At 60.1% G+C, this 17,314-nt stretch carries 17 protein-coding genes; 8 read left to right on the forward strand and 9 right to left on the reverse strand.

Annotation, left to right across the window (positions count from 1 at the left end; all coding sequences use genetic code 11):
• Nucleotides 1-55: 55 nt before the first annotated feature.
• The gene (locus G7047_RS18155; protein ID WP_205904650.1) at nt 56-2,446 is read left to right on the forward strand and encodes a penicillin-binding protein 1A; all 2,391 of its coding nucleotides are present in this window, start codon (nt 56-58) and stop codon (nt 2,444-2,446) included.
• Nucleotides 2,447-2,505: 59 nt separating this feature from the next.
• On the opposite strand, the gene cyaY is transcribed toward G7047_RS18155, so the two are convergent.
• On the reverse strand, nt 2,506-2,835 hold the full coding sequence (gene cyaY / locus G7047_RS18160; RefSeq protein WP_166308482.1) for an iron donor protein CyaY: 330 nt from the start codon (nt 2,833-2,835) through the stop codon (nt 2,506-2,508).
• A gap of 12 nt (nt 2,836-2,847) precedes the next feature.
• Here cyaY and G7047_RS31180 point away from each other — a divergent pair, with 12 nt between their 5' ends.
• Together G7047_RS31180 and G7047_RS18165 are read left to right on the forward strand one after the other, a co-directional pair.
• Nucleotides 2,848-3,072: a lipoprotein gene (locus G7047_RS31180; RefSeq protein ID WP_240939169.1), complete on the forward strand. Its 225-nt coding sequence runs from the start codon at nt 2,848-2,850 to the stop codon at nt 3,070-3,072.
• Between the two features lie 75 nt (nt 3,073-3,147).
• Entirely contained in the window at nt 3,148-3,966 is an 819-nt protein-coding gene (locus tag G7047_RS18165) for an MBL fold metallo-hydrolase (RefSeq protein WP_166308485.1), read from the forward strand.
• A 39-nt stretch (nt 3,967-4,005) separates the two neighbouring features.
• Here G7047_RS18165 and G7047_RS18170 read toward each other — a convergent pair whose 3' ends face one another.
• The 5 genes from G7047_RS18170 to G7047_RS18190 all read right to left on the reverse strand — a co-directional run bounded on the left by G7047_RS18170 (nt 4,006) and on the right by G7047_RS18190 (nt 9,971).
• Nucleotides 4,006-4,614 carry a sulfite oxidase heme-binding subunit YedZ gene (locus G7047_RS18170; protein WP_166312137.1) on the reverse strand — a complete coding sequence of 203 codons (609 nt, stop codon included), beginning with the start codon at nt 4,612-4,614 and terminating at the stop codon, nt 4,006-4,008.
• Between the two features lie 50 nt (nt 4,615-4,664).
• Nucleotides 4,665-5,657: a protein-methionine-sulfoxide reductase catalytic subunit MsrP gene (msrP, locus tag G7047_RS18175; RefSeq protein WP_166308488.1), complete on the reverse strand. Its 993-nt coding sequence runs from the start codon at nt 5,655-5,657 to the stop codon at nt 4,665-4,667.
• Between the two features lie 69 nt (nt 5,658-5,726).
• Complete coding sequence (gene ccsB / locus G7047_RS18180; RefSeq protein ID WP_166308491.1) at nt 5,727-7,058, reverse strand: c-type cytochrome biogenesis protein CcsB; 1,332 nt, start codon at nt 7,056-7,058, stop codon at nt 5,727-5,729.
• Entirely contained in the window at nt 7,055-9,214 is a 2,160-nt protein-coding gene (locus G7047_RS18185; RefSeq protein WP_166308494.1) for a cytochrome c biogenesis protein ResB, read from the reverse strand. The genes ccsB and G7047_RS18185 overlap by 4 nt, the downstream gene beginning before the upstream one ends.
• Before the next feature lie 127 nt (nt 9,215-9,341).
• Entirely contained in the window at nt 9,342-9,971 is a 630-nt protein-coding gene (locus G7047_RS18190) for a cytochrome c (protein WP_166312138.1), read from the reverse strand.
• Nucleotides 9,972-10,121: 150 nt separating this feature from the next.
• Between G7047_RS18190 and yihA the strand changes: the two genes are divergently transcribed.
• Nucleotides 10,122-10,802 (forward strand): ribosome biogenesis GTP-binding protein YihA/YsxC, encoded by a 681-nt coding sequence (gene yihA / locus G7047_RS18195; protein WP_240939567.1) that lies wholly within the window; start codon nt 10,122-10,124, stop codon nt 10,800-10,802.
• A gap of 63 nt (nt 10,803-10,865) precedes the next feature.
• On the opposite strand, the gene G7047_RS18200 is transcribed toward yihA, so the two are convergent.
• Both G7047_RS18200 and G7047_RS18205 read right to left on the reverse strand, forming a co-directional pair.
• A complete protein-coding gene (locus G7047_RS18200) occupies nt 10,866-11,738 on the reverse strand; it encodes a lysophospholipid acyltransferase family protein (protein WP_166308500.1) in 873 nt (290 codons plus the stop codon).
• Complete coding sequence (locus G7047_RS18205; protein WP_166308503.1) at nt 11,735-12,601, reverse strand: lysophospholipid acyltransferase family protein; 867 nt, start codon at nt 12,599-12,601, stop codon at nt 11,735-11,737. The genes G7047_RS18200 and G7047_RS18205 overlap by 4 nt, the downstream gene beginning before the upstream one ends.
• A 132-nt stretch (nt 12,602-12,733) precedes the next feature.
• On the opposite strand from G7047_RS18205, the gene metK reads away from it, so the two are divergent.
• Together metK and G7047_RS18215 are read left to right on the forward strand one after the other, a co-directional pair.
• Nucleotides 12,734-13,918, forward strand: a complete 1,185-nt coding sequence (gene metK, locus G7047_RS18210) for a methionine adenosyltransferase (protein WP_166308506.1) — start codon at nt 12,734-12,736, stop codon at nt 13,916-13,918.
• Nucleotides 13,919-14,097: 179 nt separating this feature from the next.
• The gene (locus tag G7047_RS18215; RefSeq protein ID WP_166308509.1) at nt 14,098-14,271 is read left to right on the forward strand and encodes a DUF1328 domain-containing protein; all 174 of its coding nucleotides are present in this window, start codon (nt 14,098-14,100) and stop codon (nt 14,269-14,271) included.
• A 9-nt stretch (nt 14,272-14,280) separates the two neighbouring features.
• Here G7047_RS18215 and G7047_RS18220 read toward each other — a convergent pair whose 3' ends face one another.
• Nucleotides 14,281-14,982, reverse strand: a complete 702-nt coding sequence (locus G7047_RS18220) for an NUDIX domain-containing protein (protein ID WP_166308512.1) — start codon at nt 14,980-14,982, stop codon at nt 14,281-14,283.
• A gap of 206 nt (nt 14,983-15,188) precedes the next feature.
• Here G7047_RS18220 and G7047_RS18225 point away from each other — a divergent pair, with 206 nt between their 5' ends.
• Together G7047_RS18225 and pncB are read left to right on the forward strand one after the other, a co-directional pair.
• Nucleotides 15,189-16,055 carry a cysteine hydrolase gene (locus G7047_RS18225; protein ID WP_166308515.1) on the forward strand — a complete coding sequence of 289 codons (867 nt, stop codon included), beginning with the start codon at nt 15,189-15,191 and terminating at the stop codon, nt 16,053-16,055.
• 35 nt (nt 16,056-16,090) lie between these two features.
• Complete coding sequence (gene pncB, locus G7047_RS18230; RefSeq protein WP_166308518.1) at nt 16,091-17,314, forward strand: nicotinate phosphoribosyltransferase; 1,224 nt, start codon at nt 16,091-16,093, stop codon at nt 17,312-17,314.

Consider the following 17,314-nt stretch of genomic DNA (forward strand, 5'->3'; position numbering starts at 1 on the left):
GAAACGCCAAGCGGTAGGACAGTTTTTATAATGCAACGCTAGCCTCTGGATCCCTATGCCTCGAACAGAAACATCTCCACACTCCCCGTCAACGCCACCGAAGCCCCCCCGACGCTCGCCTCTGTCGTGGATTGCAAAGGCCATCGCATGGCTCTTCGGCATCGCCGCGGCTTGCGTGGTGGCCGGGTTCATCGTCGTAGCCATCGGCTTGGCCATGGCCTACCCGAACCTGCCGGACATTTCGCAACTGGCTGACTATCGACCTAAGCTACCGTTAAGAGTCTACTCACAGGAAGGGGCGCTGCTCGGCGAATTCGGGGAAGAACGTCGGAATTTGACCCCTATCAACGAAATTCCGGACGTCATGAAGAACGCCGTTCTCGCCATTGAAGACTCGCGCTTCTTCGAGCACGGCGGTGTCGACTACAAGGGCATGGTCCGGGCTACGCTTGCCAACCTCGGTAAAGTCAAGAGCCAAGGGGCCTCGACGATTACTATGCAAGTCGCGAGAAATGTTTATCTCTCATCTGAGAAAACATTTACCCGAAAGATTTATGAGATATTGCTGACATTCAAGCTCGAGCATTTACTGACGAAAAATCAGATTCTCGAGATTTACATGAACCAGATTTATCTGGGTAATCGCGCCTACGGATTTTCTGCTGCAAGCGAAGCCTATTTCGGCAAGCCACTGAAGTCCATCACCATCGCCGAAGCAGCCATGCTCGCAGGGCTGCCCAAGGCCCCTTCTGCCTACAACCCCATCGCAAACCCCAAGCGGGCCAGAATACGCCAGCTCTACATCATCGAGCGCATGCAGGAGAACGGCTACATCACTGCTCAGCAAGCTGCAGAAGCCAAGAAGGAAGACCTGAAACTTCGCTCCGGCACAGACGACACCCGCGTGCACGCCGAATATGTCGCGGAAATGGTTCGCCAGATGATCTTTGCCCAATATGGCAATGAGGCATACACCCGCGGTCTGAACGTCTACACCACGTTAAACGCGGGCGATCAGGAAACCGCCTATATCGCGTTGCGCAAGGGCATCATGGACTACGAACGTCGCCAGCACTACCGCGGCCCGGAACGTTTTGTCGATCTGCCCAAGGATCCCGGCGAAACCGAAGACATGCTCGACGACGTGCTCGCCAACCACCCCGACAATGGCAACGTACTGGCCGCCGTCGTTCTGGAAGCTTCCGCCAAGAAGGTCGTTGTGGCCCGGGCCAATGGGGAATCGATCACGATCACCGGCGACGGCCTCAAGCCAGTTCAATCCGGTCTGAGCGACAAGTCACCGCCAAATATCAAGCTGCGCCGTGGCGCCATCGTGCGCATCGTGCAGATGCCCAAGCAGGGCTGGGAAATCACGCAATTGCCGGAAGTCGAAGGCGCCTTCGTGTCTGCTGATCCGCGCACCGGCGCCATCAAGGCGCTTGTCGGAGGTTTCGACTTTGACAAGAACAAGTTCAACCACGTCACGCAGGCATGGCGCCAACCAGGCTCGAGCTTCAAGCCATTCATTTATTCCGCGTCGCTGGAAAAGGGCTTCTCCCCTTCCACCGTCGTCAATGATGCCCCGCTGTTCTTCAGCGCCGGCGTCACCGGTGGCCAGCCTTGGGAGCCCAAGAACTACGATGGCAAATACGATGGGCCCATGACGATGCGAACCGGTCTGGCACGCTCCAAGAACGTAGTTTCCATCCGCATTTTGCAGGCGACGGGAACGAAATTCGCTCAGAACTGGGTGACCCGCTTCGGATTCGATGCCGACAAGCACCCACCCTACCTGACCATGGCACTCGGCGCTGGCTCAGTAACCCCCATGCAGATGGTGACCGCTTACTCTGTATTCGCCAATGGCGGGTACCGCATGAATCCCTATCTGATCGCTCGCGTCACCGATCACCGTGGCCATGTGCTTTCCGAAGTGCCCCCGCCATCGCTCGCCGACATGGACCGCGCCATCGATGCACGCAACGCCTTCATCACGAACAGTCTGCTGCAGGAAGTCGCTCGCTCAGGCACCGCAGCCAAGGCCCAGGCGACCCTCAAGCGCCCCGACATCTACGGCAAGACCGGTACGACCAATGACGCGTTCGACGCCTGGTTCGCGGGCTTCCAGCCCACGGTCGTCGCGATTACCTGGATCGGCTATGACACCCCTCGCAACCTCGGCAGCCGCGAAACCGGCGGCGGCCTGAGCCTGCCGATCTGGATCAGCTACATGGAACGCGCACTCAAGGGCGTTCCCGTCTCCGAACCAACGGTTCCACCGGGCGTGGTCAACGTCGGCGGAGAGTGGATGTACGAGGAATACGCCCGCAGCGGCGGCGTCTCCAATCTGGGAATGGAGGCATCTTCCGGCGCCTCAAGCACCTCCCCGACCGCGCCACCGCCCAGCGAGGAACGCAACAAGATTCTGGATCTGTTCAGAAACTGAGAATCGCGAGAGCGCAAACAACACGGCAGCGCCCCAAAGCGCTGCCTTTTTTTATGCAATCAGCCAGCAAAAACCAAGGGCTGACCGGATTGGGTACTGGCGTCGCGGCTGAGCTCGGTGAAGAACTCGGCACCGCCTTTGGTGTCCTGCCAGGCCATGCCATCGAACCTGTAGTGATACCCCCCGCTCTGTGCCGCCATCCACACCTCATGCAGGGGCCTCTGCAGGTTGATGACGATCTGGCTGCGGTTGGCGAACGTGATGGTCACCATGCCGCCGGAACGCTGGCTGTCCAGATCCGCGTCGGTTGTTTCGTTGATTTGGTCGCAGCGCTGCTCGATGGCGAGAAGCAGTTTCTCGGCGCGATCCATGAATTCGGTGTCAGTCATTACAATTCGATGATGTTGAAGTCTCCCCAAATTCTATTCAGGTCGATTGTCCTCGGCGGGATTGCGGTAGTCCTGCTGGGCTGCGGGCAGCGCGGACCACTGTTTCTCCCGACCGAACCTGCGGCCGCCAATCGCGCCACGCTGCCGCAGACACTGGATCCGACCCGGAGGTCCACTCCAACGGCACCAGCTGCTGCGGTAGCCCCCGCCAGCGCCGCATCCGACGTGCAGCGCTGAGTTCGCTCTTGATTTCAATCAATACCGGGATTTGACTTTGCACATAAATTGTTGCTTTCGATACGAAATTGCAATATGTCATTGGAACCCGTCGAACTTTACCGAGACAAGCGCCATATCTGCCTGATGTTTGCAGACCTCATCGAGGAGGATGGCGCCGCTGTGCAGGCGAATCAATTCCTGATTGTCGATGGGGACACCGGAGCGATCATCGACCCGGGCGGCAACCTCGCATTCAACGAGCTGTTCATGGGCATGACCAAGTACTTCCCACCGAACAAGCTGTCGTACCTGGTCGCCTCACATGCCGATCCGGACATCATCGCCTCGCTTGACCGCTGGATGACCAGCACCAAGGCGCAGCTCGTGATCTCCCGCGTCTGGGAGCGGTTTGCACCGCACTTCACCAAGGTGGGCAAGACGGAAAACCGCGTCATCGGCGTGCCGGACCAAGGTGCGCACCTGCCGCTGGGCCAGACCGAACTGGTAATGCTGCCCGCGCACTTCATGCACGCGGAGGGCAATTTCCATTTCTACGACCCGATCAGCAAGATTCTGTTCAGCGGCGACCTCGGCGTCTCGATGATGTCGGGCACGGATGCCCGCAAGCCCGTCACGGATTTCGCCGCCCATGTCCCGCTCATGGAAGGTTTTCACCGGCGCTACATGGTCTCCAACAAGATCCTGCGCCTGTGGACCCGCATGGCCCGCAAGCTCGATGTGACCATGATCGTTCCCCAGCATGGCGCTCCCATCACGGGCAAGAAGGCCATTGAAGACTTCTACAACTGGCTTGACGTCCTGAACTGCGGTATCGACCTGTTCGACGATCGGAACTACCAGTTCCCCACGGGCAAGATCGACCCCGTGGCACGCAAGTTCATCCCTGCCTGAGCATTCTCGCTCCACACCATGTGCCGCCTGATGTCATCATCAAGCGGCTTTTTTACGCCTTCGTGCTTCCAACTTCTTCCAGATGCGAGCCAGCAGCAGGACAGCGATGATCGCCACATAGACCATCACCTCGTTGAAGTTGTTCTTGCCCGCGCGCATCCAAAAGAAGTGCAGCAGCGCGAGGCCCGCGCTCAGGTAGATCGCGCGGTGCAGCAGCTGCCAGCGCCGTGCACCCATGGCCTTGAGAATGCGCTTGGGCGATGTCACCGCGAGCGCAGCAAGTAGCAGAAACGCGAGAAATCCCACGAGAATGAACGGCCGTTTGGCGATGTCGCGCAGCAGTTCATCCAGCTCGAAGCCCATGTCCAACCACGCGTAGCAAAGCAGATGCAGCGCTGCGTAGAAGAACACGAACAGCCCCAGCATGCGACGAAACCGAGCGAGCGAGGGCGCGTTGAACCACTGCCGCGACGGCGTGACCGCCAGCACCACGCAGAGCATGCGCAGCGTCCAATCGCCACTCGAGCGGATCAGCGCCTCGGCGGGATTCGCGCCGAACTGATCATTGAACGCCGCATAGACCAGCCACGCGAATGGCAACAGGCACAGTGTGAACATCACCGGCTTGGCGGCCGACAGGCGCAGCATGCGTTCCAGAAGCCCGCCTCCAAGCGAACGTTGCGCAATGGTCGCCACGATCAATAGAACTTCTTGAGATCCATGCCCGTATAGAGCTGGCCGACCTGCGCCTCGTAGCCGTTGAACATCAGCGTCTTGCGCTTCTTGGCGAACAGGCCGTCCTCGCCGATGCGCCGCTCGCTCGCCTGGCTCCAGCGCGGGTGATCGACCTCGGGATTCACGTTGGAATAAAAGCCATATTCGTTCTTCGCGGCTTTGTTCCACGCCGTGCCCGGCTCCTTGTCGGTCAGCACGATCTTGACGATGCTCTTGGCGCTCTTGAAGCCATATTTCCAAGGCACGACCAGCCGCACCGGCGCGCCGTTCTGGTTCGGCAGCACCTCGCCGTACATGCCGAACGACAGCAGGGTCAGCGGGTGCATGGCCTCGTCGAGCCGCAACCCTTCGGTATAGGGCCAGTCCAGCACGCGCGATCCGACGAAGGGCATGGTCGCCTTATCCGCCAGCGTAACGAATTCCACATACTTCGCAGCGGGCGTCGGCTCCACCCGCTTGAGCAATTCCAAGAGCGAGTAACCGATCCATGGAATCACCATCGACCAGCCCTCAACGCAGCGCAGGCGGTACACCCGCTCCTCCTGGGCGCTGAGCTTGAGGAGTTCCTCGATGTCGAAGGTCTTGGGCTTGCCGACCAGCCCCGTCACCTCCACCTTCCACGGCCGTGTGCGCAGCGTACTAGCGTTGCGCGCAGGATCGGCTTTGTCGGTGCCGAACTCGTAGAAGTTGTTGTAGCTGCTCGCATCCTTGTATGCGGTGATCTTCTCCATCGTGACCGCACCCGCCGCCTTGGAGCGCGTGGACGGTAAGGCCGTCAGCTTGCCGGCGGGCGTGTATCCGGCCGTCTGTGCAAACGTGCCTCCAACGGTCGCACCGAACGCTCCCGCCGCGAGGCCTTGCAACAAAAAACGCCGCCGCTGTTCATACACAGCGCGCGGCGTGATTTCGGACGAATCAGGATGAATGAAGCCGTGGTCTTGGGTGCGTATCAACATGATGGATGCCTCTGCGTCAGAAGTTGCAGGCTACGACAAAAGCATCCACAGTGGAGTCAGCAAACGCCCTCAAAGTTCACCGTAGCTGTGAAGTCCGCTCAGGAACATGTTCACGCCGAGGAAGGCGAACGTAGTGACCGCCAAACCGACGAGAGCCCACCAAGCCGACATCGTGCCGCGCAACCCCTTCATGAGACGCATGTGCAGCCAGGCCGCGTAGTTCAGCCAGACGATCAGTGCCCAAGTCTCCTTCGGGTCCCAGCTCCAGTAGCCACCCCAGGCTTCGGCCGCCCAGAGTGCGCCGAGCACGGTGGCGATGGTGAAGAACGCGAAGCCGACAGCGATCGCTTTGTACATTACGTCGTCGAGCACTTCGAGCGCGGGCAAACGGGAAGCGATCCGGCGACGCGCCAGCAGAATGCCCGCGACGATCAGTGCCGAGATTCCGAAATAGATCATCCAGTACGAGCTACCTGTCTGCTGCGTCTGACGGAAGGCCAGCGGCTCGAAACACAGCGCGACACCCAGCAGCCACAATGGTGCGAGCTTGTACCACTTGGTCTCGCTCGCCTGCTGCTTGATGAGGTAGGCAAACGCCACCATCGCCGACAGCGCGAACGTGCCGTAACCGACGAAGTTGGCAGGTACGTGCAGCTTCATCCACCAACTCTTGAGGGCCGGCACCAGCGGCTGGATCTGCTGCGCGTCGCGCGCCACGGTGTACCAGAGCAGAAAGCCCACGGCCGCGCTCACCACCAGCATGACGAAACCGCCGAGCGCGCGCGTCTTGTATTGATCTTCGAAATAGAGATAGAACAGTGTCGTCAGCCAGCAAAACAGCACGAACACTTCGTAGAGATTGCTGACTGGAATATGACCGATGTCCGGACCGATCTGGTAGCTCTCGTACCAGCGCACCATCGTGCCAATCAGTGCCATCGTGACCGCCGCCCATGCGATGCGCGAACCGAGCTTCATCAGCGCGTCGCCTTCACCCTTCACGAACATGCCCACCCAATAGAACACCGTGCTGATGAAACACAGCATGCTCATCCACAGAATCGCCGACTGGCTGGAAATGAAATATTTGAGCAGAAAGACCTTGTCGGCACGGGCCAGATCACCTGCACCGTCAACTTGGTAGAGACCAATCGCCCCGAGCGACACTGCGGCCACCCCCAGCATCAGCGTGGCCAATGGCCGCCAGAACCATCCCAGCCAGATCGCGCAGGGAATCGCGCCGATCAGAATGCCCTTTTCGTAGACATCCATCGCATGGCCGTAACGCTGAAACGCAAACAATCCGCCCCCGATCACGAGCGCGGCAAACAACCAGTCAAGCCAGTTGCGCCGAGAGAAATACCCTTCGTTCAGAGTCATCGTGGTGGTTGCGGTATTCATGCTGCGTTACCTCCGGGCTCGCGTACGACCCCCAATAATTTTCCGCTCAATTGATCGAACTCTTTGTCGCCATCCAGCGTCTTGCGATTCGTGGACAGGGCCATGACGGCCTTCGAGCCTTGGCCCGAGCCCTGCAGTGCAGGAGTGAACCAGATCCAGATTCTGCGCTCTCGCACATAAAGCATGGCGAACACGCCCAGAATCAACAATGCGCAACCGAGGTATACGATGTTCTTGCCCGGTGCGCGCGCCACCTGGAATACGCTGGCCTGCACCTGCTCGAAGTTCTTGAGTTCGAAGAACACCGGTACGGGATAGAGCTGCACGTCGCTGAGCGTCAGCACGGCTTGGGTCATGAAGTTCTGCGTCTTCTCATCGGGCGTCATGGCCTTCAGCCCGGCCTTCTCGCGCGATACCTGCGCCAGCTCGTACAGCACACCGTTCAGAATGCGCACCAGCACCTCGCCCGCGCGGGCACGCTCGGCCTCGGGCACGTTCGCCTCGATGAAATCGGAAATCGCCTGCAGGCCCACCTGCTTCTGCCCGTTCTTGCTGTCGCCTTCGGCAAACAACGTGAGAGCGCGCAGTGCTGACTGCTGCAACTGGTTGGCCAGCTCGGGGCGCTTGTCGTCAAGCGCGAGCCGGGTATAGCGCTGCACCGCCTGTTCGCGCAACGCGGAATCGGCCAACGCCTCGCGCAGATGCAGGAAACCGTCGATGCCGCCTTCGGGGTCCACCGGCACGCGCAGATAACGGAACGGCTCGGCAGGCGTCTCGCGCACGCCAAGCAGGTAAACCGGCAGACCATCGCCCGTGTCCACCGGCAGCATGTAGTTCACGAACTCGCGCGCCTGGCCCGAGCCGTCGCGCAGCTTGTAGGTGATACTCGGGCCGACGTTGCGCAGGTCGCGCTTGGTGGAACTCTTATTGCCCGCGCCCAGACGCGATTCGATGGAGTGCTTCAAGTCGACCTTGCGCACATCCACTTCGGAGCCCGCACCGCTCAGGTTTTCGACGTTGAGCACGCGCAGCGCGGTGAATTCCAGCGTCGCGGGACGTCCGCCGATGCCGCTGGCCGGCAGCTTGAGCGATCCGCCGATTTCGCCCGAAACCATGAACGGCTTGATGCCCTGCTGGAACGAACGCGCCTGCAGTTGCACCTTGGAGCCGCCGTCATCAAAGCTCGACTGATAAATCTCGACGCCCTTGTAGCTCGCGGGATGGTTCACCTCCACGCGCGCTTCCTTCTTCTCACCGGTTTCCTTGTCGTGAATGACGATGTCGCTCGCGAACAGCTTGGGCATTCCCGTGGAGTAATACTCGACGATGAATTTCTTGAGCTCAATGGCGAATGGCAGCTCCTGCAGCAGCACGCCGTCGGACTGGTTCAGAATCGCAGTGCTCGACTGCGTACCCTCGGCCACCAGCAGATTCGCCCGAAAGGTGGGATTGCGATCCGAAAGGCGATGCGCGGGTGCCACCTCGGAGATCAAACCTCCGCCCGTGTAGGGCGTTTTACCGCCCAGAAGCATCTGCGCGCGCACGATCAGGTCCCCGTCGAACAGCCCCCCCAAGCAAATCAGCACGATGGATGAGTGCGCTGCAATGTAGCCAATTTTGTGGGCAGCACCCGCCTTGGCCGCCAGCATCCAGCCGGTGCCGGGTCCGGCTTCGGTGTCACGCTGCTGGAGCTTGACCTTCCAGCCGCCAGACACCAGCATTTTCCCAAGTCGCTGCGCCTCGTCCGCTGGAGCACCGGCAAGCTCCGCCTTCGCTTTGTGATGAAAGGCGTTCAGGCTTTTTTCGCGGATATTTTCCTTGTAGGCGCTAATGTCGGCCAGATATTTGGGGGCATGCCGCGCAACGCACAACGACGTGCTCACCACCAGAAACGCCAGAATCAGCAGAAACCACCAGGCGCTGTAGACCGCATTGAGTTTGAGCGCGAGAAACAGGTCCGCCCAGAACGGACCGAACTGGTTCACATAATTCACCGCTGGCTCGTGCTGTTTGAGCACCGTGCCGATCACCGAGGCGATGCAGATCACTGTAAGCAGCGAAATGGCGAATCGCATCGACGCCAGCAGTTCGGTCAGGGATCGCCAGTTCGGAGAGCTGGGTGACGCGTTGGAGGCGTCTAGGGTGGCGTCGGACATGAAAGCTTGAGCGAAAAAAGAAAAAGGGCGGCCCATCCATCCAGATGCGCCCGCCCTTTTGGGTGTGATTATTGGCGGAAGGTTCCGTCAATATGACTTGCGGAACTGAAAATAGCCTTGAAATACTTTAACGCAGACCAGCAATGTAATCAGCAACCGCCTTGATCTCGCGGTCATTCATTTTGGAAACTTCCTGCGTCATGATCGCGTTGTTTCCACGTTTTCCATCACGGAAATCAGTGAGCTGCTTGGCTGTGTAATCCGCGTGCTGGCCACCCAGTCGTGGATATTGCGAGGGAATGCCAGCCCCATTCGGGCTGTGGCAACCGGCACATGCAGCGATATTGCGCTCCTGAATGCCGCCGCGGTAGATTTTCTCGCCGAGCGAGACCAGTTCCTTGTCCTTGGAAAAGCCCGTCTTGGCCTTCTTGGAAGCCAGCCACCACGAGACATTGCGCATGTCGTCATCGGACAGCATGGAGGCCATGCCCTTCATGACGGGGTCATTGCGCTTGCCGGATTTGAACTCGTGCAATTGCTTGACCAGATATTCCGGATGCTGCTGCGCCAGCACGGGATTGGCCACAATGCTGGAGTTGCCATCGGCCGCGTGACAGGCCACGCAAACGGCATAACTGGCCTCGCCTTTGGCAAGGTCGGGCTTGGGTGCTTTCGCTGCGGAATCGCCCGCAGCCAATGAAGGAACAGCGGTCGCTGCGACCGCAAAAGCCATCAACAAAGAGGCAAGCAACTTCATATCGAGGGTTCTTTTCTTATGAGTGCAAAACCGGTCCATTCTACAATGAGGGGCTTTTTGCGCCATCCCTTGGAAACCCGATATATGTCAATAAATCAGCAAGTGTCTATGACTGACGCTTCAAATTCAGTACCCGACTCAAAGACGGCAATGGGGTGGATGCACACAGCGCGCTTTTTCACCACCGCCGCCCAACTGGACCAACTGCCCACGGTGGATGTTCCAGAAATCGCGTTCGTGGGCCGCTCCAACGCGGGAAAGTCCACCTGCATCAACACCCTCACGCAGCAGAAGCAACTGGCATTCGCCTCGAAGAAGCCCGGACGCACGCAGCACATCAACCTGTTCTCGCTGGGCAGGCAAGGCGTAACCGACGCGGTGCTCGCCGATCTTCCCGGCTACGGCTATGCCGCTGTGTCGCGCACGGACAAGCAGCGCTGGCAACGTGTGATGCTCAACTATCTCGTGAGTCGGCCCAGCCTGACCGGCATCGTGCTGCTGTGCGACCCACGCCTCGGCCTGACCGAACTCGACGAGGCCCTGCTCGAAGCCGTGCGTCCACGCGTGGAAGCGGGCCTGAAATTCCTCGTAATTCTGACCAAGGCCGACAAGCTCACCCGCAGCGAACAAGCCAAGGTGCTGTCCATCACCAAGCTGAATGCGGGCGGCGGCGAAGTGCGCCTGTTCTCGGCCCTCAAGAAGCAGGGTGTGGACGACGTCGCCAAGCTGCTCTGGCAATGGGCCCATCCGCCTGTGAGCGAGCAGGCTGCGGGGGATGCGGAGCAGGAAAGTGCCGACGCCGAGCCCCCATCGGAAGACTCTGACGACTGAGTCTCACCGCCCCCAAAAAAAGACCAACGGATGAAAAGTCCGTTGGTCTTCTTTTTGGAGTGATCAGTACAGCGAAGGCTCTCCTGCCGGACGCGTCTTGAACCGCTTGTGCACCCAATAGTACTGGGACGGCATCTTCAGGATCGCCGCCTCGAGTTCCCGATTCATGCGTGCCGTGTCGGCCACATGGTCATCGGTCGGAAAGTTCTCCCATGCGGGCGTCAGGTGCGCGACGTAGCCGGTCGGAGTCATCTCGTTGTAGAGCGCCACGACTTTGGCCTTGCCCAGGCGCGCAAACCGCGAGAGTGAGGGAATCGTCGCTGTGTTCTGCACCGCGAAGAACGGCACGAACACCGAGTCGTTCTTGCCATAGTCCATGTCGGGCAACAAATACAACAGCCCGCCCTTGCGCAAGCACTGGATGATCGGCTTCACGCCATCCGCGCGATTGAGCATGCGCACATGGCCGAAACGCTGACGTCCGGTCATGAACCAGTCATCGAGCACCGGATCCGGATTCGTGGCGAAGATCGAGGTGAACTCGCGCGTGGTATTCAGCGGCAGCGCGAGGCCGCCCGCATCCATACTGTAGAAATGCGGTGCAAACACGATGGTCGGCGTGTCGCCCTCCAGCTCGTGCACGGCCCCTTCGAGCTTCACCCTGCTGCGCACCAGCGCCTCCGAACCGAACCAGAGCCAGCTGCGATCCAAAAACGTCTGGCAGAACGCCTCGAACGTCTGCCTGGCCAAGGCCGTGCGTTCAGCCTCGGACATCTCGGGAAAACACAGCTGCAGATTGCGCAGCGCAACTTTCCGGCGCTGACCGGCAAGCACAAACAACACCCGCCCAACAAATTGACCCAGGCCCCGCAACATGGGCAGCGGCAGTTTGGCGAGCACATGCATCATGCCCAAACCCAGTCGACTCCAGCTCATGCCTGCTCCTTCTCGGCAGCGGGCGACATCTGTGGATCGACGCGCGGTTGTTTGTATCGGCCATAGCCCCAGAGATATTGCGCAGGACATTGGCGAATGGTCTGCTCCATGGCCACATTGATATCGTGCACCGCATCCTCCAAGGTGGGAGACAGCGGCGTCGCCAGTTCCTCGAAGTACAGCACAAAGCCCCGCCCCCAGGACTTTCGCTCGCAGCGCGCGGTGATGATGGTCGCGCCGGTCTGCAGCGCCAGGCGCGCAGCCAGCGTCATCGTATAGGCCTCGCGCCCAAAGAACGGCGACCACATGCCCAGCCCCTGCGGCGGCACTTGATCGGGCAGCAGCCCCACGGCCGAGCCCTTGCGCAGCGTCTTGATCATCTGGCGCACTCCAGCCAGCGTCGTCGGCACGGCCTGCACGCCCGGACGGTTGCGCGCCGTCTCGAGAATCTTGGCCAGCCATGCCTGACGCGCCGGGCGATACAGCACCGTGATGTCTCCGTGCTGAGCCGCCCAGCGCTGGGCGGCTGCGTGCACTGACAACTCGAAGCAACCGATGTGCGGCGTGAGAAAAACCAGCCCCTTGCCTTGCGCGAAAACCCGCTCCACGCACTCGCCGTTCACGATCGTGCAATGCGGCAGCGAGCTCCCCAGCCAGATGCGCGGCATTTCGAACACCATGCGTCCCGCATGTCCAACAGCAGCGCGCACCTGCCTGAATGAATAACCCGCTTGTTTGGCATTGCCGACAAAGCGCCTGCGGTAGGTGGGCGAGAGCGCAAACGTCACCCAGCCCATGACTGCACCCAGAAAGTGCAACAGACCTATCGGCAACACGGATAAAAGGCGAAAGAATGAATGCATTAGAATACGAGCTGTCGCTGAGTTAAATGAGCAACTTGCAGAGCGACGTAAAACAAATCTGCTAAAGCGTTCGCCAGGGCTTCTATTGCAGCTTGGGCAGCGCCCCAAAAGCTGAACAAAGGAGTTTATTCAATGGCGAGCGACTTTCTCTTCACATCGGAATCCGTATCCGAAGGTCACCCCGACAAGGTGGCTGATCAGATCTCCGATGCAATTCTGGACGCTATTTTCGCGCAAGACCCGCACAGCCGTGTGGCAGCCGAAACACTGACCAACACCGGTCTGGTGGTATTGGCCGGTGAAATCACCACCGGCGCCAACGTGGACTACATCCAGGTGGCCCGCGACACCATCAAGCGCATCGGCTACGACAACACCGAATATGGCATCGACTACAAGGGCTGCGCGGTCCTCGTGGCCTACGACAAGCAAAGCCAGGACATCGCCCAAGGCGTGGACGCGGCCAGCGATGACCAGCTCAACATCGGCGCTGGCGACCAGGGCCTGATGTTCGGCTACGCCTGCGATGAAACGCCCGAGCTGATGCCCGCGCCGATCTACTACGCGCACCGCCTCGTCGAGCGCCAGGCACAGTTGCGCAAGGACGGCCGTCTGCCCTTCCTGCGCCCTGATGCCAAGAGCCAGGTGACGATGCGCTACGTGGACGGCAAGCCCCACAGTATCGACACCGTCGTGCTGTCCACACAGCACAGCCCCGACCAGTCGGAATCGGCCACCAAGATGAAGGCCAGCTTCACCGAAGCCATCATCGAGGAAATCATCAAGCCCGTGCTGCCCAAGGAATGGCTGCTGGACACCAAGTACCTGATCAACCCGACCGGCCGCTTCGTCGTCGGCGGTCCTCAGGGCGACTGCGGCCTGACCGGTCGCAAGATCATCGTCGACACCTACGGTGGTGCCTGTCCCCACGGCGGCGGTGCATTCTCCGGCAAGGATCCAACGAAGGTGGACCGCTCCGCTGCCTACGCCGCGCGCTATGTGGCGAAGAACGTGGTGGCGGCTGGTCTGGCGCGTCAGTGCCAGGTGCAGGTGGCCTACGCGATCGGCGTGGCGCGCCCGATGAACATCACTGTCTACACCGAAGGCACGGGCGTGATCCCCGATTCGGAAATCGCCAAGATCGTCGCTGCGAACTTCGACCTGCGCCCACGCGGCATCATTGAGATGCTGGATCTGCGCCGTCCGATCTACCAGAAGACCGCTGCCTACGGCCACTTCGGCCGTGAAGAGCCCGAGTTCACCTGGGAGCGCACGGACAAGATCGCGACGCTGCGCGCCGCAGCCGGCCTGAAGTAATCAGCGCCGTCACCAAAGCAAAAAGCCAGATCTTCGGATCTGGCTTTTTGCTTTGCGCCATCGCTCGCGCGACTGTCATATTTTGCCTACGTGCAATGTTCGCGCGCGCCCACCGCATCCACTGCGCCCTCATCCTAAGCTCAAGGCATTCAAATCCATTTCTGACAAAGGATGCAGCCATGCTCAAGTGGGCCATCATTTTCGCCATCATCTCGCTGGTCGCCGGTGTCTTCGGTTTCACGGGAGTCGCCGCAGGCGCTGCCAGCATCGCCAAGGTGCTGTTCTTCATCTTCCTCGTGATCGCGGTGATCTTCATCGTGCTGGCCATTCTGGGCATAGGTGCGGTCACCTGATCGCACGGATCACAACCCGCGCGCGAGCAGAGACAGGCTGCGACGATATTCAGGACGTAGCCGGTACAACTGCGCGGGGCGGTGTGCTGCACCACCGCGCATCGCGCCGGGCATGGCCTCGAGCATGTCTAGTTCTTCCATCTTGCGACGAAAGCTCACCTTGTTGACCGCCTCGCCGAGCACCGCCTCGTAAGTCTGCTGCAGCTGGGGCAAGGTGAATTCAGCCCCGCACAGAAACACCGGCAGCGAGGAGTAAAGACTTTTGCTGCGCACCCGTGCAATCGCTGCATCCACGATGCGTGCGTGATCGAAAGGCAGTTGCGGTAGCGCCGCCACATCGAACAACTGCGACTGCGCAGCCCCTTCTCCATTCGCCGCGAGAGCCTTCTGCAAGGCATCGTACGATACCAGTGCGCAATACGTCACTGCAATCGACCAGCCACGCGGATCGCGCGCCAAGCCCGAGAACGTCGCGAGCTGCTCCAGATACGGACTCGCGATGCCCACCTTCTGCTGCAGCACCCGCGCCGCGCTCGCTTCGGTGTCTGCATCCTCCTCGGCATGCACGAAGCCGCCGGGCAACGCCCACGCGCCCTCGAACGGCACCTGCTCGCGCCTGAGCAGCAGCACCTGCAGCGCGGACTCCTTCATGGTCAGCAGCACCACATCCACCGTGCAGACAATGGGCATCGGGAAACTGCGATCTTTCATGGCGGGTATCCTCTCGGGCGACTGGTCGTTGAGTTCATTGCAATATAAAACAAACTCTAGCCGAATCCAGAGAACAGGCCCATCTCAATCCACAGAGAGGCATTATTCTCTTGCGCGTCCTTACATGCTTCTCAATCAAGTTAGTTGCAAAATTAAATTAACAAGATTAAACTGAGCCCATCAGCAAACTCTGGAGGCCTTCCAAGATGTCCAGGAACACCCAAAGCACTCAGCTTCTCCTCATCGATCCACAGAATGACTTCTGTGATCTGCCCGATGACTGGTGTCCCACCGATCCACGCAGCGGCCAGCGGATCACCTCCGCCCTGCCGGTGAAGGGCGCACATGCCGACATGCAGCGCCTCGCGCAATTCATCCGTAAAAGCGAGCCTCGGATCGACCGCATCACGGTCACGCTCGACTCGCACCAGCGTTACGACGTGGCGCATCCCAGCTTCTGGCGCAAGGGCGACGGCTCGGACATGCAGCCGTTCACCCCGCTTCTCGCCAAAGAGGTACGCGCCGGAGCCTACGCGCCACGCGACCCACGCACTCTGGAGCGTGTTCTGCAGTACATGGACACACTGGAGTCGCAAGGTCGCTACGTGCTGATGGTCTGGCCCGTGCACTGCGTGATCGGCAGCTGGGGCCATGGCGTGCATGCCGATGTGCTGGCGGCCTGCGACGATTGGCAAGTCAGCCGGCGCAGCGCCGTGCGCAACGTCTTCAAGGGCATGAACCCATGGACCGAGCACTACAGCGCCATCCGCGCCGAAGTGCCCGACAGGGACGATCCCGAAACCGACGTGAACGACCGCTTGCTGCACGAGCTCGCCACCGCCGACCGGCTCATCGTCGCGGGTGAGGCCAGCAGCCACTGCGTGCGCGCCACGGTCGAAGACATCGTCAACCACCTGCCCGACCTGTCGCCCGGCTGGACGCCTTCGCGGCTTGTGCTGCTCGTCGACTGCATGAGTCCCGTGGTCGGCTTCGAGCGCGAGCAGGCGGCATTTCTCGAATCCATGCACACTCGAGGCGTGCTGTTGGCACAATCATCCGAACTGGCACTTTGAGACTTCTGCAGGCGTTCAGGAAGCGATCACACACCATGCGAACACTAGACAAGCCCGTCATCACCAGCCTGCTGGACACCGACCTCTACAAATTCACCATGTGGCAGGCGCTGCTGCATCGGCATCCGCAAACACAGGTCGAATACCGCTTTGTCTGTCGCAACAAGCCCGAGTACCCGCTCACCGAGTTGCTCGACGAAGTGAACGCAGAGCTCGATGCGCTATGCCGTCTGCGTTTTTCACAGGATGAGCTCGATTTCGTCGGCTCACTGCGCTTCATGCGCAGCGACTTCATAGACTTTCTGCGCATCTTCCAGTTCCAACGCAACTTCATCCGCGCATGGGCCAATGGCGAGACGCTGAACATCGTCGCTACCGGCCCGCAGGTGCACGTGATGGCGTTCGAGATCTTCGTGCTGGCCATTGTCAACGAGCTGTATTTCCGCCGTTTCAATCAGGTAGCAGCCCTTGCCGAAGGCCGCAAGCGACTGGCCGCCAAGATCATCGATGTGCAAGCGCTCGCGAGCGAGGCCAAGCCGCTGCACAACCCATTCGAGCTGTTCGACTTCGGCGTGCGCCGCCGCTTCAGCGCACCATGGCAGCGAGAGGTCGTCGCCGCCTTTGCCGAGCAGACATCGCAATGGTTCAAGGGCACGAGCAACGTGCTGCTCGCACGCGACCTAAACCTCGTTCCCATCGGCACCATGGCTCATGAATATTTTCAGACCTATCAGGCACTCGGGGTACGGCTGCGCGACTTTCAGAAGCAGGCGCTCGAAGACTGGGTACAGGAATACCGAGGCGACCTCGGGATCGCGCTCACCGACACAGTCGGCATGGATGCCTTCCTGGCCGATTTCGACCTCTACTTTGCCAAGCTGTTCGACGGCCTGCGCCATGATTCCGGAGATCCCTACGCGTGGGGCGAAAAGGCGCTCGCGCATTACCGCAAGCTGCGCATCGATGCAAACACCAAACGCTTCGTGTTCTCCGATGGCTTGAACGTGGACAGCGCGCTCGCGCTCTATCACCACTTCGGCAACCATGTGCAGCTCGGCTTTGGCATCGGCACGCAACTGACCAACGACATGGGCCTCCAGCAACTCAATATCGTCATGAAGATCGTGCACGCCAATGGCCAACCGGTGGCCAAGCTCTCCGACAGTCCCGGCAAAACCATGTGCGACGACAAGACCTTTCTTGCGTACCTGCGCCAAGTCTTCAACGTACCCGATCCGGTCCTCACCCACAAGGAATGA

Origin of the sequence: Diaphorobacter sp. HDW4A, from assembly GCF_011305995.1 — a bacterium.
Lineage (GTDB): Bacteria > Pseudomonadota > Gammaproteobacteria > Burkholderiales > Burkholderiaceae_C > Diaphorobacter_A.

Bases quoted from the DNA above. Each gene is read 5' to 3' on its own strand.
- G7047_RS18225 (WP_166308515.1), top strand. From the start codon at position 15,189: ATGTCCAGGAACACCCAAAGCACTCAGCTTCTCCTCATCGATCCACAG.
- pncB (WP_166308518.1), top strand. From the start codon at position 16,091: ATGCGAACACTAGACAAGCCCGTCATCACCAGCCTGCTGGACACCGAC.
- ccsB (WP_166308491.1), bottom strand. From the start codon at position 7,058: ATGAATACCGCAACCACCACGATGACTCTGAACGAAGGGTATTTCTCT.
- G7047_RS18200 (WP_166308500.1), bottom strand. From the start codon at position 11,738: ATGAGCTGGAGTCGACTGGGTTTGGGCATGATGCATGTGCTCGCCAAA.
- yihA (WP_240939567.1), top strand. From the start codon at position 10,122: ATGGGGTGGATGCACACAGCGCGCTTTTTCACCACCGCCGCCCAACTG.
- G7047_RS18190 (WP_166312138.1), bottom strand. From the start codon at position 9,971: ATGAAGTTGCTTGCCTCTTTGTTGATGGCTTTTGCGGTCGCAGCGACC.
- cyaY (WP_166308482.1), bottom strand. From the start codon at position 2,835: ATGACTGACACCGAATTCATGGATCGCGCCGAGAAACTGCTTCTCGCC.
- G7047_RS31180 (WP_240939169.1), top strand. From the start codon at position 2,848: ATGTTGAAGTCTCCCCAAATTCTATTCAGGTCGATTGTCCTCGGCGGG.
- G7047_RS18220 (WP_166308512.1), bottom strand. From the start codon at position 14,982: ATGAAAGATCGCAGTTTCCCGATGCCCATTGTCTGCACGGTGGATGTG.
- G7047_RS18185 (WP_166308494.1), bottom strand. From the start codon at position 9,214: ATGTCCGACGCCACCCTAGACGCCTCCAACGCGTCACCCAGCTCTCCG.
- G7047_RS18165 (WP_166308485.1), top strand. From the start codon at position 3,148: ATGTCATTGGAACCCGTCGAACTTTACCGAGACAAGCGCCATATCTGC.
- G7047_RS18205 (WP_166308503.1), bottom strand. From the start codon at position 12,601: ATGCATTCATTCTTTCGCCTTTTATCCGTGTTGCCGATAGGTCTGTTG.
- G7047_RS18215 (WP_166308509.1), top strand. From the start codon at position 14,098: ATGCTCAAGTGGGCCATCATTTTCGCCATCATCTCGCTGGTCGCCGGT.
- msrP (WP_166308488.1), bottom strand. From the start codon at position 5,657: ATGTTGATACGCACCCAAGACCACGGCTTCATTCATCCTGATTCGTCC.
- G7047_RS18170 (WP_166312137.1), bottom strand. From the start codon at position 4,614: ATGCTGCGCCTGTCGGCCGCCAAGCCGGTGATGTTCACACTGTGCCTG.
- metK (WP_166308506.1), top strand. From the start codon at position 12,734: ATGGCGAGCGACTTTCTCTTCACATCGGAATCCGTATCCGAAGGTCAC.
- G7047_RS18155 (WP_205904650.1), top strand. From the start codon at position 56: ATGCCTCGAACAGAAACATCTCCACACTCCCCGTCAACGCCACCGAAG.